At 44.4% G+C, this 14,019-nt stretch carries 7 protein-coding genes; 5 read left to right on the top strand and 2 right to left on the bottom strand.

Annotated features, from left to right (window positions below):
• Positions 1-4 precede the first annotated feature (4 nt).
• Both DBR43_RS05070 and DBR43_RS05065 read left to right on the top strand, forming a co-directional pair.
• Positions 5-2,215, top strand: a complete 2,211-nt coding sequence (locus DBR43_RS05070; RefSeq protein WP_124578517.1) for an alpha-galactosidase — start codon at positions 5-7, stop codon at positions 2,213-2,215.
• Positions 2,216-2,234: 19 nt separating this feature from the next.
• Entirely contained in the window at positions 2,235-4,238 is a 2,004-nt protein-coding gene (locus tag DBR43_RS05065; RefSeq protein ID WP_233602870.1) for a sialate O-acetylesterase, read from the top strand.
• Here the strand turns inward: DBR43_RS05065 and DBR43_RS05060 are convergent, their stop codons facing one another.
• Both DBR43_RS05060 and DBR43_RS05055 read right to left on the bottom strand, forming a co-directional pair.
• Positions 4,239-5,843 (bottom strand): solute:sodium symporter family transporter, encoded by a 1,605-nt coding sequence (locus tag DBR43_RS05060; RefSeq protein WP_124578515.1) that lies wholly within the window; start codon positions 5,841-5,843, stop codon positions 4,239-4,241.
• A gap of 49 nt (positions 5,844-5,892) precedes the next feature.
• A complete protein-coding gene (locus DBR43_RS05055) occupies positions 5,893-8,415 on the bottom strand; it encodes a beta-L-arabinofuranosidase domain-containing protein (protein WP_124578513.1) in 2,523 nt (840 codons plus the stop codon).
• Between the two features lie 315 nt (positions 8,416-8,730).
• Here DBR43_RS05055 and DBR43_RS05050 point away from each other — a divergent pair, with 315 nt between their 5' ends.
• From DBR43_RS05050 to DBR43_RS05040, 3 genes are all read left to right on the top strand, one after another.
• Entirely contained in the window at positions 8,731-9,294 is a 564-nt protein-coding gene (locus tag DBR43_RS05050) for an RNA polymerase sigma-70 factor (RefSeq protein WP_124578511.1), read from the top strand.
• Positions 9,295-9,402: 108 nt separating this feature from the next.
• Positions 9,403-10,539 (top strand): FecR family protein, encoded by a 1,137-nt coding sequence (locus DBR43_RS05045; RefSeq protein ID WP_124578508.1) that lies wholly within the window; start codon positions 9,403-9,405, stop codon positions 10,537-10,539.
• 123 nt (positions 10,540-10,662) lie between these two features.
• Positions 10,663-14,016 (top strand): TonB-dependent receptor, encoded by a 3,354-nt coding sequence (locus tag DBR43_RS05040; RefSeq protein WP_124578506.1) that lies wholly within the window; start codon positions 10,663-10,665, stop codon positions 14,014-14,016.
• The last annotated feature ends 3 nt before the right edge of the window (positions 14,017-14,019 follow it).

Raw genomic sequence — 14,019 nt, 5'->3', positions numbered from 1 at the left:
GATAATGTTTAAAGTCCCATTGAATACTACTTTCCTCCCTTTCTGTTTACTACTGCTTTGCTCTGCCTCCATTCCGCTCAGGTCTGCGGCACAATCAGTGATCATCCCCATTGAAACACAAAATAATGCACTGGTCCTGCAGACAGATACCAGTAAACATCTGGGAACCATTTATTTCGGTAAGAAATTAACAAGCAGCAAGGAATATTTACAGGTTCCGGCTTTATATAAGCAAACCCCGGATTATACAGGGGTCCTCAATTCTGCCTATACCTCATCCGGTTCAAGGAATCTGGTCGAACCGGCCATCAGCGTGACGCATGCAGATGGCAACAATTCCCTGGACCTCAGGTATGTCAGTCATGATTTAAAGCAAATTGACAATAATGTCTCCCTGCTCAGCATTGTTTTAAAAGATCCGGTGTACAATTTCTCAGTCACACTTTACTACAAGACTTATTTTAAAGAAGATGTAGTAGAACAATGGAGCTCCATTCAGCACCAGGAAAAAGGCGGGGTGACCTTACATAAATTTGCTTCCGCAAACCTGTATCTAAAAAGTGGTGGTTATTGGTTAAATCAATACCATGGAGATTGGGCCAAAGAGATGCAGGCAGAAGAATCGAAGCTTACCCATGGCATAAAAACGCTGGACAGCAAATTGGGTACAAGAGCCAATTTATTTCAGCCACCGGTGTTTATGGTCTCCTTAGGGAAGCCTGCAACAGAAGATGAAGGAACTGTTTTATTTGGTTCATTGGAGTGGAGCGGTAATTTCCGCACCGATCTGGAAGTCGATTTTCAGGACAACCTCAGAATTGTTTCCGGCATCAACAACTATGCTTCAACCTATACCTTAAAGCCAAATGAAGCTTTTGTAACGCCGGTATTCTTATATACTTTGTCTGCAGCCGGAAAAGGTCTGGCCAGCAGAAACCTGCAGCAATGGGCGAGGAACTATAAATTGTTAGATGGAAAAGGAACCCGCTTAACGCTTTTAAACAATTGGGAAGCCACTTATTTCGATTTTAATGAAAGCAAGCTTGCCGGTCTGTTAAAAGACACTAAGAAACTGGGGGTAGATCTTTTCCTGCTGGATGATGGATGGTTTGCCAACAAATATCCCCGTAATGGTGATGTGGCAGGACTGGGCGACTGGCAGGAAAATAAAAAGAAATTGCCAAACGGCATCTCTTCCCTGGTGAAAGAGGCGCAGAATAATCAGGTGAAATTCGGAATCTGGATAGAGCCTGAAATGGTGAATCCAAAAAGCGAATTGTACGAAAAACATCCGGACTGGGTGGTGAAACAGCCGCAAAGAGAAGAGCATTACTTCAGGAACCAACTGGCGCTGGACCTCAGCAATCCAAAAGTGCAGGACTTTGTTTATGGTGTGGTGGATGGACTTTTTACCAAAAATCCCGATCTGGCCTATATTAAATGGGATTGTAATGCGGTAATTTATAATGCGCATTCGGCGACGATCAAAAATCAGAATCATTTTTATATAGAATATGTAAAAGGCTTATACAAAGTGTTGGAACGCATCAGGGCAAAATATCCTAAAGTACCGATGATGCTTTGCTCCGGTGGTGGTGGCAGGGTCGATTACGCAGCACTGCAGTATTTCACCGAATTCTGGCCGAGTGACAATACAGATCCCCTGGAACGTATTTTTATGCAATGGGAATATTCCTACTTTTATCCGGCAATCGCCACTTCCAACCATGTGACGGACTGGGGTAAACAACCGATAAAATTCCGTACAGACGTTGCCATGATGGGTAAACTGGGTTTTGATATTGTAGTGAGCAAACTTAGTGCAGATGAACTTAAATATTGCCGGGATGCGATAAAAAATTACGATGCATTGAAAGGGATCATCTGGCAGGGAAATCAATACCGCTTGTCTAACCCAACAGAATCAAGCGTCGCTTCCATGCTTTATCTTGATGAAAACAAATCATCAGGAGTTATCTTCAATTACCTGGTTAATTATAGATATGCGGTAAACAGCAGTTCACCTATTCTGTTAAAGGGACTTGACCCTGCAAAGAAATACAGGATCCAGGAAATAAACCTTTATCCCGGTACCAAATCGAGCATTAAAGGGGAAACAACTTATACCGGCGACTTCCTGATGAAAGCAGGATTTAATCCCGATGTAAATTCATCAAGAACAAGTGTGGTTTTAAAAATTGAAGCCGTAAATTAAGCCCTGTTAACAACCAATCATGACCATGAATCTTCAAAAGAAAACCCAGCAAAAGCTTTTAGCTCTTACCCTATTTTCTGTAATGCTTTGTATCAGCAGTTTTGTTCATGCAAAAGTAAAGCTGCCTGCTATATTTAGCGATTACATGGTTTTCCAGCAAAAGACAAAGGCTGCGGTTTGGGGTAAAGCTGATCCGGGAAAAACGATCAGCATCAGTACCACCTGGAGCCGGGCGCATTATACGTCAAAAGCTGACGAACATGGAAACTGGAAGATTCTGGTGGCTACCCCATCTTATGGAGGGCCTTATGCCATGACGATCTCTGATGGGGATCCATTGATCTTAATGAATATCATGATTGGTGAAGTATGGGTTTGTTCCGGACAATCTAATATGGAGATGCCTTTGGCAGGATGGGGAAAGGTGAACGATTATGAGCAGGAAATTGCAGCTGCCAGATATCCGGAGATCAGGATATTGCAGGTGGATCATGTGACCAGTAATGTTCCTTTGGATGATGCTAAGGTGGCCAATTCGGGATGGAAGCTTTGCATCCCTCAGTTTGTTCCTGAATTTTCGGCTGTGGCTTATTTTTTTGCCAGAGAGATCTATAATAAAACTAAAATCCCGATTGGATTAATCCATACCTCATGGGGTGGCACGATTGCCGAAGCATGGACCAGTGCTGCCACGCTTAAAACAATGCCTGATTTTGTGGAGGCGGTCAACAAAATTGAAAATGTGGAAAAGGGTAAAAGCGGTTCCAGCTTTGAACAGCAACTGTCCAGCTGGCAACAGTTGGTGCTTGCAAAAGATGCAGGTATGGTTGCAGGTAAACCAGCCTGGGTTGCCAACTCAGTGGATGTTTCTTCCTGGAAAACGATGTCGTTGCCAACGGTATGGGAACAGGCAGGAATGCCCGAATTTGACGGCGTAGTTTGGTTTAGAAAAAACATTACCATTCCCCAGGCCTGGGAGGGAAAAGAACTGACCATTAACCTGGGGACTATTGACGACAATGACATCACGTTTTTAGATGGTCAAAAAATAGGAGAAACGGAAGGTTACAACAAACCACGTAGCTATACCATTCCGGGAGATAAAGTAAAAGCAGGAACCTTTGCATTGGTTGTTAGGGTCTTTGATGGTGCCGGTGGTGGTGGAATATATGGCAATAAAGAGGGGATGTCCCTTGTTTCTGAAGGCGGAGCACATTTTTCCCTGGATGGAGAATGGCACTATAAAGTGGGCATGAGCCTGAAAGATATTGCGAAAGCGCCAACCTCAAATGATGGTCCTAACCGCACGACGGTATTGTACAATGCTATGATTCATCCCTTCCTGCAATTTCCAATTAAAGGGGCGATCTGGTATCAGGGGGAGAGCAATGCTGATCGCGCGAATCAATACCGTACGCTTTTTCCTGCAATGATTACAGACTGGAGAAAACAATGGGGACTTGGAAATTTCCCTTTCTATTTTGTGCAGCTGGCTAACTTTATGCAGGTTGATGCCACTCCGCCAGCTGCTTCTGCATGGGCAGAACTGAGAGATGCACAACGCGGAACACTTGCTCTGGCAAATACCGGAATGGCGGTGGCTATCGATCTAGGTGATGCAGCAGATATCCATCCGAAAAACAAACAGGATGTCGGTAAAAGACTGGCTTTTATTGCGCTTGCAAAAACCTATGGGGTTAATGTTCCTTATACAGGCCCTGTATATCAATCTGCTAAAACAGAATCCGGGACTATTAAATTGAGCTTTACTGCTGCCGAAGGTTTAAAAAGCAGTGATGGTGCAGAGTTGAAAGGTTTTGCCATTGCCGGATCGGATCAGAAATTTCATTGGGCGAAAGCAGAAATAAAGGGAAATCAGATTGTGGTCAGTAGTACTGAGGTAACTAATCCGGTTGCGGTAAGATACGCCTGGGGCAATAACCCGGTTTGTAACCTGGTCAATGCTTCCGGACTTCCTGCATCCCCGTTCCGGACAGATCAATGGGCCGATAGCACAAAGTAATTACCCGGCCGAGGCAAGATAAAGAGGGGAAAAGAGCAGGAACAAAAGGATCATGATGAGCAACAGGAGGCCATTTACCCAATGGCGGTTCTTCCAGGGCTTTAGGTCAACAATCGGCTTGTCCTGCGCGATGTAGGCCCTTTCCATAGGATATAGTTTTCCGATGATCAGCATTATGGCCGAAGTGAGGACAAAAAGAATCGCAAGTACGTGCAGAAAATGGATGCCGGTATCAAATACCATTTGTGTAAGTATATATCCGGTAAGGCAAAATGCCAGCCCTATTTTTGCCGCAATTGGCGGGACCTTTTTGGTGACAAATCCCACAAACATAATGGTGAAAATGGGGATACTGAATGCGGCATTGATTTTCTGCATAAAGGTGTAAAAGCTATCGCTTGAAAAAAGAAACAACGGGGCAATGAGCATGGCCAGTAAGGAAGCAAACATTTCAAACCGTTTGGAGGTCCTGAGCAAATTCTTTTCGGTAACCGGAATGCCTTTTTTTTCTTTAAAAGGCTTGTAGAGGTTTAAGATAAACAGGGTGCTTGCGCTGTTCAGGCCCGGCGAGTAGGAGGTAATTGCCGCGCCAAAAATAACGGCAGCAATAAAGCCGCTGAGTATGGGCGGAGATACGTCACTGACCACCCTGGAAAATACTTCGGTCGTGTTTTGCATGTTGCTGTACATATGTACGGCAATAATTCCCGGTAAAATAAAAAGTAAGGGGCCAAGCAGTTTTCCTGCGCAGGCCAGGGCTATACCTTTCTGACTGGCTTCAAGATTGGAAGAGGCCAGGGCCTGTTGCACGATGACTTGTTCCGTGCCCCAGTAAAACAGGTTCATTAAGATCATCCCCGTGAAAATGGTAGAGAATGGAACGGCATCGGCCGCTGTTCCTATGGAATTGAAATGTTCCGTTTTTGAAGAAAGGATGGTGTGTATGCCCTGCTGGAAGTCGCCGTTCCCAACGTGTCTCAGTCCGAAGTAGGCGAGTAATAAAGCACCGGTGAACATGCAGATGCCCAAAACGAGGTCCGAAATTACGATCGCTTTTAGTCCGCCGAGGATCGAGTACAAACTCCCGATCAGTCCAATGCACCAAACCAGGATCCAGATGCTGCTGCCATAACTGATGTCCCAGATGTCTGAAAAATGAAACAGGCCATTTAAGGCGATGGCACCGGTGTACAGGACAATAGGCAAGAGGTTAACCATGTAGCCGATCAGGAAAACAAGAGACACGAGTTTCTTGGTTTGCGGATCATACCTGTTTTCCAGGAAATCAGGGGTGGTAGACATGGCGCCCTTCAAATAAACGGGGATCACAAATTCAGAAACAATCAGCATGGCGAATACAGAACTCACTCCCCAGGCCATGACCGTCATGTTGTTAAGGTATACAGATTCGCTGTTACCTACAAATTCTGCCGCACTGATATTGGTGAAAAACAGGGCCGTCCCAACCGCCGTAAAGCTGAGCTTGCGGTTCGCCAAAAAAAGCCCTGCTGAGGTGGTTATTTTATGCCTTCGGGTCTTAAACCAGGAAATCAATGCAACCAGAAAGGTGACAATAATAAAGGTAGCGAAGGCAGTAACGTTCATTTTTCAGGCGTATAATATCGGTCCTCCTAATATAGATAAAAGACTGCTGTCATTTGAGTGATCTGGCCCTTAAGTTATCAATACTGGCCAGCGCATCATAAGCCCTTACCCCAATCGATCCAACTTTAAACTCATCATCGGTCACCGTAAATATAGGTTTTAGCCCCTTGTTAAAATAGACTTTGATCTCAGCACCTTTGGCCTCTATTCTAACCTGATAAACTTTGCCAAGTTCCAGCTTTTGTTGTGCTGTAGCAAGAACCACCCATTTTTGACGGGAGGATTTGCCCAGTTGGATCTGACCGGAATCTGCGTTGATGCCTAAATAGTAGCCATTGTAAGCCTCAGCTCCGATCACATGATCTGTAACCCTAAAGATCAATCCGGCATCCCCTTTCGAGTTCAGCTGGACCGTTGCTTCATAGCTGAGGTCATCAAAAAGGGTGTTGGCGGCAATGGCCTTAGATCCATGGATGCCATGTCCCCAGGAGCCTTTGTTAGACGCAGCATGGATGGCGCCATCTTTTATGAACCAGCTGCCACCATATAAAAGCCAGTCTTTAAGCGTGGCCTGACTGAAATTTTCCTGATATATTTTTCCCGCGGTTTCCGGAACACCAATGACGGGGAAATTACTGATCCTGATGTTTTCTGATCCAAATGGTGTCAGTATGATTTCCTCTGTCTCTGCGGATGAAGCCACAGGACTGCGGGGCACTTCAAGGGCATGCATCTGGTTATATGCTGAAGTCCAGGAAGGTATTTTCTTTGCGGTAACCCTTAGTTTAACCGGAGTGCCGGCCTGTATAAACGGATTTTCAGGCATGGCAGTACGCTGAACTCTAATCGTTCCGGTTAGGTCCCTGCCGCTTAAAACCAATCCATAGTTCCAGGCAGCGGATGGGGAAACCTCATAGTCGAAAAAGCCCTCAACAGGATGTTTTTTGCTGATGCTGTATTTCGCATCCATTTTAAGTCCGTATACAATTGGTCCGCGTTCTACGGTTACCGAATTGTTGACCTGATTGCTGAGTTTTACTTCCATAGGAAAGTTGATCAGCACCAGGTTACTGGTATTCCATGGCCTGTTAATGGTATAGATCTGACCGGTTTTAACACCTGGCAATACTTTACCATCAATGGAAATCTGTGGATTCCTGCACCATTCCGGAATGCGCAGTTTTAAGGGAAAGGAGCTTGGCTTTTCTAACAATACCTTAATCCGGATCTCTTCTTCGAACGGATAATTGGTCATCACCTGAAGTTTTACAGGGACGCTTTCTGCTACAAAAGCACTCAGTTCAACCGGAGCATAGGCAATTACTGCGAGGCCTTTATCCGGTGTTGCTACCCAGCTGTTTTTAACAAAATAGGGCCAGCCCATATGCATATTGAACCTGCAGCAACCCATTCCGGAATAAGGGCTGAGCAGCAAAGCACCATCATAGTCTTCATCAAAGCCCGAATTGCCATGTTTGCAATATACCTGGTTCGGTTGCGTGTAATATAAATGAGATTTAATGTCCCGGCTAAACTGTGCCGGTAGGGTATTGAAGGCTATTTTTTCAAGCCGGTCTCCAAGCTTCACATCCTGGATTATTCTGGCTGCGGTTTCCAGACTTTGCATCCATTCTACTACCGTACAGGTTTCGGTACCCTGAAAGGAACTTCTTCCCGCAAGAAACTCGGTACCGGAAGCGATTCCTGTCGACTGCCCGTGGTCCCTTATCAAATGATCAATCCCTTTCTGAGTAGCATCCCTGTAAAACGGGCTGTTATTCAGTTGTGAGTAGATTGCAGGAAACTTAAGTGCCTGTCCTACACTAACGCTATGTTTGGGATGGAAATCATCTCCATAATGATAAAATTGATTGCCGGTAAAGATATCTGTCCATGGATAGGCCTGAGATTTTAACTTTTCTGCCAGCTGCAGGAGCGATTTTTCTCCGGTTCTGTTGTACAGCCATAAGACGATCTCTATATTGTCTGCCGTTCTGGATTTGCTCCATTCAGATAAAGGTTGCTGATCCAGGTTGTCCAGCTGGTATTTAAAGTACCTGCTGAAAAAATCAATCACGCGCTTGTCGCCCGTAGCTTCATAATAACTTTGTATTGCATACATCATGGGCATTCTCGGCCACCAGTCCTTCATTTTGACTGGCCCGAATGAACCATCAGGCCGTTGCTGGTCCAAGGTCCGGTTGATCCACTTCTCTGATTTGGCTTTCAGTCCCGGATCTCCCAGTGTATAAGCCAGCGCAACAAGTCCCTTTACGTAGTAAGGAGCACGTTCCCAGCTTTCACCGGTTCCACCCAGCCAGTCGGAATCAGCTCCAAGGTTCCCGCTTTCCGGATAAAGTGCTTCCGCATTTCCTGTAGCACCATCTTTTTGCAGTTCAAGTTGCTTTAGCAACCATCCTTTGGCTTTGATACTGCCTAATGGCAATTGCACATTAGCAGCAGCATATAGTGGGCTTCGGTTAAATACGTAGGGGCCGCCGGGTTCCTGGCGGGCAAACAGCCATGATGGAACCAGAGCCAGGGCCAAAATCATAGATTTCCTGACGCTCATAATTTTATAAATGCTTGTTTATATTGGTTTACAGCACAAGTTTATTGTAAAATACCGGATATCTTATGGCAGAGCGACAGATTGATACGATCTGAAGAATTTTGATACAAATCGCTTAACTCCTCTATTGAATTTCAGCGAAAATCAGCAGAAGTCATTTGGTAGATAATAAGGTGTTCCCCGGATAGGCGGTAAAGGAATTACCCTCAGTAAGATTCCATATATTGGCAAACAGGATTAATTCCGCGGTAAAATGTGAAAATAATTATTTAAAATTGTACAGACCGTCACAAACATTCTCATAAGATAACCATCATGAATTCATACGAAGTATTTACGGATCAGGAATTGATCGTCTCTATGAAATCGGGGAATCAGGCCGCCTTTGAAGAAATCTATGAGCGACATTGGGCGGTACTCTATCGTTCCGCCTATAACGTACTTAGAGAAGAAGCAGGCAGTTTGGATGTGGTACAGGAGGTCTTTATCTGGTTTTGGGAACACCGGGAAAAACTGGAGCTCAGTTCCATTAAAGCGTATTTACTCACCGCAGTAAAATATAAAGTCGCCAATTATATCAGGAGTGGGAAAGTACGTGCTTCTTTTTATGAAGGAATTCCTAAGGTAGATCTGGATTCGGCTTTTCCGAATGAAGCATTAGAGGTCAAAGAGCTGAGTGCGATGATCCGCCATTTTACAGAAGAACTTCCCGACCGTTGTAAAGAAGTGTTCCGGCTTAGCCGACAGGAATACCTAACGAATAAGGAAATCGCAGAGCGACTGGGAATCACCGAAAAAACAGTGGAGAACCAGATCAATAAAGCGATTAAAAAACTGAAAACCAACCTCGGTAAGTTTTCTGTCTTCCTGAGCCTTTAGCTTTTTTTGCAGGAATTGAAAAAACGTTTTATCAAAATAAAAAAAAATATTTTAAATCAGCGTGGGTGCTGACGTTCCGGCAAGTGCCTTACATCATATATACCAAGTATGAATAGGGAAGAATACCAACAGCTGATACATAAAGTGTCGGATGGAACGGCGACTGATAACGAGCTCGCTTTGTACAACCGATATTTCCATGCCTACCAGAAATCTGAGGAATGGGAAGCATCTGAAATGGGGCAACAGCAGGAGCTCAAATTGAAACTGGATCAATTGGTATTTGAGCAGATTCGTACAAAACCAACCTTGTCTCTAAGGCCACTCATTTTTAAGATTGCCATTGCAGCGCTGGTATTGATTGCCGTTGGCACCTTTCTTTATCCGCATCTCCATCTTCTTGTTAAAGAAAATGAGACTGCTAAAAAAGTGACGATTGTTCCAGGTGGAAACAAAGCTTACTTAACACTGGGGAATGGCAAACGCATTGAACTTAACGATGCTTCGCGCGGACAACTGGCTAAAGAAGCCGGCGTAGAGATCCGTAAAACCGGGGACGGTCAACTGGTATATTCCATCAAAGACCAGCTGGCCTCAGACCAGACCCTGATCAATACAATCGAAACACCCAAAGGCGGACGTTATCAGGTCCTCTTGCCGGACGGAACTAAAGTCTGGTTAAACGCAGCTTCTAAACTGACTTACCCGGTCTCCTTTACTGCAAAGGACAGCAGGAAGGTAGAACTAAATGGAGAAGCCTATTTTGAAGTCGCCAGAAATGAACGCCTGCCTTTCAAAGTAAAAACCGCTTTTCAGGAAATTGAAGTATTGGGCACCCATTTCAACGTCATGGCTTATGACGACGAAAAAATCATCAGAACCACCTTGCTGGAAGGCGCTGTAAAAGTGGCCGCCAATCACAGACAAACCTTATTATACCCTGGACAGCAGGCAGATCTGAATAGAGAAAATCAACACATCCGAATTACTACTGCAGTAAAAAACAAGTCTGTAGCCTGGAAAAACGGTTATTTTATGTTTACTGGTGATACGATTGAAGACATTATGAAGCAGGTGAGCAGATGGTATGACCTTGAGGTGGAATACCGTGGCAACCTGAGCAATAAGCAGTTTGGTGGAACCTATTCCATGGATAAAGACATTCATGAATTGATGAAAGGACTGGAATTAACAGGAATGATTCATTATAAAATTGAAGGAAGGAGGATTATTGTAATGGACTAAACGATTACAGTTATCCTGACAAAAAAAGACCATACCGTTTGCCGCAGTATGGTCCATATCAATTGTGTAAGATAACTTAAAGATTGCGCGAACAACCAAATATAAATTAAACTTAACGACCAAATGTATAAAAAATTTACTGCATCAAGCAGGTGGGATTCCTGTGTAAAGCTCAAAATTATCCGTATGATCAAACTGGTGTGTGTTATATTTTTCCTTGCAGTTTTACAAGTGAATGCATCGACTTACGCACAGAAGATCAGTCTCCATTTTGAGCATGCCCAAATGGAAGAAGTCCTGCAGACCATCAGGCAACAGAGTGGTTATGACTTCCTTTATGGGATACAGTTGCTAAAGACCGCAAAGCCAGTTTCCTTATCGCTAAAAGATGCTTCCATCGAAGAGGCATTAAAAAGCTGTATGAAAGGGCAGCCCTTCAGCTATCAGATCAATAAAAAAACCGTCACGATTACACCCTTAACTGGAAAAACCGGTGATCCTGTGGTATTTCCGGTGAAAGGTAAAGTAAGTGATACCAAAGGTACGCCATTGCCCGGCGTTAATGTCAGGTTGAAAGGCACGAACATAGGAGCAGTGACCGATCAGAACGGACGTTTTAACCTCAGTCTTCCTGACGGTTCCGGAACATTATCATTCAGCTACCTGGGCTTTGAGAGCCAGGACAAGCCGGTAAATAACCAAAATGAACTGAACATCATCCTGATTGAAAATATTCAATCATTGAATGATGTGGTGGTTGTCGGTTATGGAACGCAGAAAAGATCGAGCCTGACCGGTGCGGTGGACCGGATTAACGCTGCGGCGATTGAAGGAAAACCGGTCATGAATGTAACTCAGGCCTTGCAAGGCGTTTCTCCCAACCTGATCGTTCAGCAGCGTAATGCCGAACCAGGAGGCGCAATGAACCTGAACATCAGAGGGGTCGGTACCATGGGCGACAATAGCCCTTTAGTGGTCATCGACGGTTTGGTTGGTGGCGACATCAACCTCCTGAACCCCTCAGATATTGAAAGCGTTTCTGTATTAAAGGATGCGGGAAGTGCAGCGATTTATGGTTCCAGATCCTCCAACGGGGTGATCCTGATCACCACTAAACAAGGGAAAAAGGATTCGGGAATGAAAATCGTCTTAAATGGTATGGCCGGGGTACAGGTGCCGCACATTTTGTATAAGCCGGTTAAAGGATATGAAAATGCCATTCTCAGAAATGAAGCCAATGTAAATGCAGGTTTGACCCCCATTTACAATGCGGCTCAGATCAGGGACTTTCAGGAAAGGGGAGATGAGGAATGGTTTTTAAATTCTATCCTGAAAAATTCCCTTCAACAAAATCACAATGTCAGCGTATCAGGTGGAACGAGCCAGTCGACCTACCTTGTTTCTATGGGCTATGTAGATCAGCGGAGTAACCTCGTTGGCCCTGATTACGGCTTAAAAAGATACAACTACCGGATTAACCTAAATAATGAATATGGTAAATTTAAACTCAATTCGATCTTATCTTATGTGAAATCTCAGATTAAAGATCATGCTTCCAGTACTTCTACGCTAATTGTAGATGCGGGAAGGGTTCCTACGATTTATAAACTCCAGGATGAGCAGGGCAGATACCTGACCAATGAAGTCCTGTCGGAATTTAATCCTCTGGGGATTTTAAGAAATGGAGGGTACCGTAAATACGACAATGACAATCTTTTTGGAAGCCTGAACGCCGAGTTTGCCGCAACAGACTACCTTAAATTAAGGGCAGTAATTGGCGGAACGTTAACGGCAAACCATTTGTTTGCAAGGACAATGCAGGTGAACTATTTTCCAAAAGGCATTTCCGGTTCAGACCGGAATACCGATGATGTAAATGATAAGAACCTGTTCATCAACACTCAGTTTATGGCTGAGTTCAATAAAACTTTTAACAAAGACCATCAGGTGACAGCCCTTGTGGGGATTTCTAATGAATCTGCGGATAATAAAAGCAATGCCATTTACAGGAAATTTACGGATCCGGAGTTGGGGACCCCAACTTCAGAAACGGTGATCAATGCAACTTCCACAAATAGCAATCAACGGACTTCGGAAAGTAGCCTGAATTCATTATTTGGCCGTGCAAACTATGCCTATAAGGATAAGTATTACGCAGAAATCAATTTCAGGGTGGATGGATCTTCCAAATTCAGTAAACAAAACCGGTGGGGATTTTTTCCGGCGATCTCTGCGGGATACCGCTTGAGTCAGGAAGATTTTATGCAGGCTTACCGCAACCGCTTTGGTGACCTGAAGATCAGGGGATCCTATGGGATTCTGGGGAACCAGAATGTAGGTAATTATCAATTTCAGACCACCTATTTTAGTTTCCCCAATGCGTATAGTTTCGGTAATAAATCCGTTAGTGGTACAGGCTTTACCTTTGCAAATCCCGACATCCGCTGGGAAAGAGCAGCCACTTTTAACATTGGTGTTGACGCTTCTTTCTTTAAAAATAACCTGACGGTCTCTTTTGACTACTTTAATAAAATAACCAGGGATATCCTTGTGCCGCCAACAGTGCCGGGCCTCTTCGGAACTTCATTGCCGGATTTTAATGCGGCCAAAATGCAGAACAAGGGCTGGGAAATTAGTGTGAACTATCACATCAGCGCTGAACATTTTAAACACCAGATCGGATTTAACATCGGCGACTCCAAAAACAAGGTGCTCGGGTACGAAGGGAGGGAGAAAATCTCCAGCTCAGACGAGATGCAATACATCATTCGTGAAGGATTGCCTTACAACTCTTATGTCGGACTGAAAACGGATGGATACTTCCAGAACATCGACGAAGTAAACAGAGGTCCGGTACCTGAAGGTTTAACGGTCGTTCCCGGAGATATTCGCTATGTGGATGTCAATAAAGATGGGGTGATCAACGACAGGGACCGTTTTGTTTTGGGGAATGCTTTTCCGAGGTACACCTTTGGCATTACTTACGCAGTGAGTTATCAAAACTTTGATTTAAGTGTCTTTATTCAGGGGGTAGGTAAACGGAACGCATTTATTCGCGGGGAGATGGTAGAACCCTTCCATTATAACTACGGACAGGTGATGTATCAGCACCAGCTGGATTATTGGACACCGGTGAATCCCAATGCCCGATATCCAAGATTAGCCGCCAATGGCAGTCAGTCGAATACCAATAATTTTAGAAGAGGATCGGATGCCTATTTATACGATGCAGCTTATGCGAGGCTTAAAAATGTACAGGTCGGCTATTCTTTATCTCCGGGACTCGCTAAAAAGATGGGCATGCAGAAGCTGAGGATTTATGCGACGGGTCAAAACCTGCTGACGCTTTCCAAACTGAAATTCCTGGATCCGGAGAACACGGAGTTTAGCAATAATTTATCCAGTAGTGGTGCCAACAGCGCCAGAGCCTATCCGACTCCTGTATATGTAGGAATGGGGCTTGATGTTACTTTTTAATCG

It is taken from the genome of Pedobacter sp. KBW06 (assembly GCF_003852525.1).
Taxonomy (GTDB): Bacteria; Bacteroidota; Bacteroidia; order Sphingobacteriales; family Sphingobacteriaceae; genus Pedobacter.
Note: the sequence above shows the minus strand (reverse complement) of the source record. Positions and strands in the feature narration are given on the sequence as shown.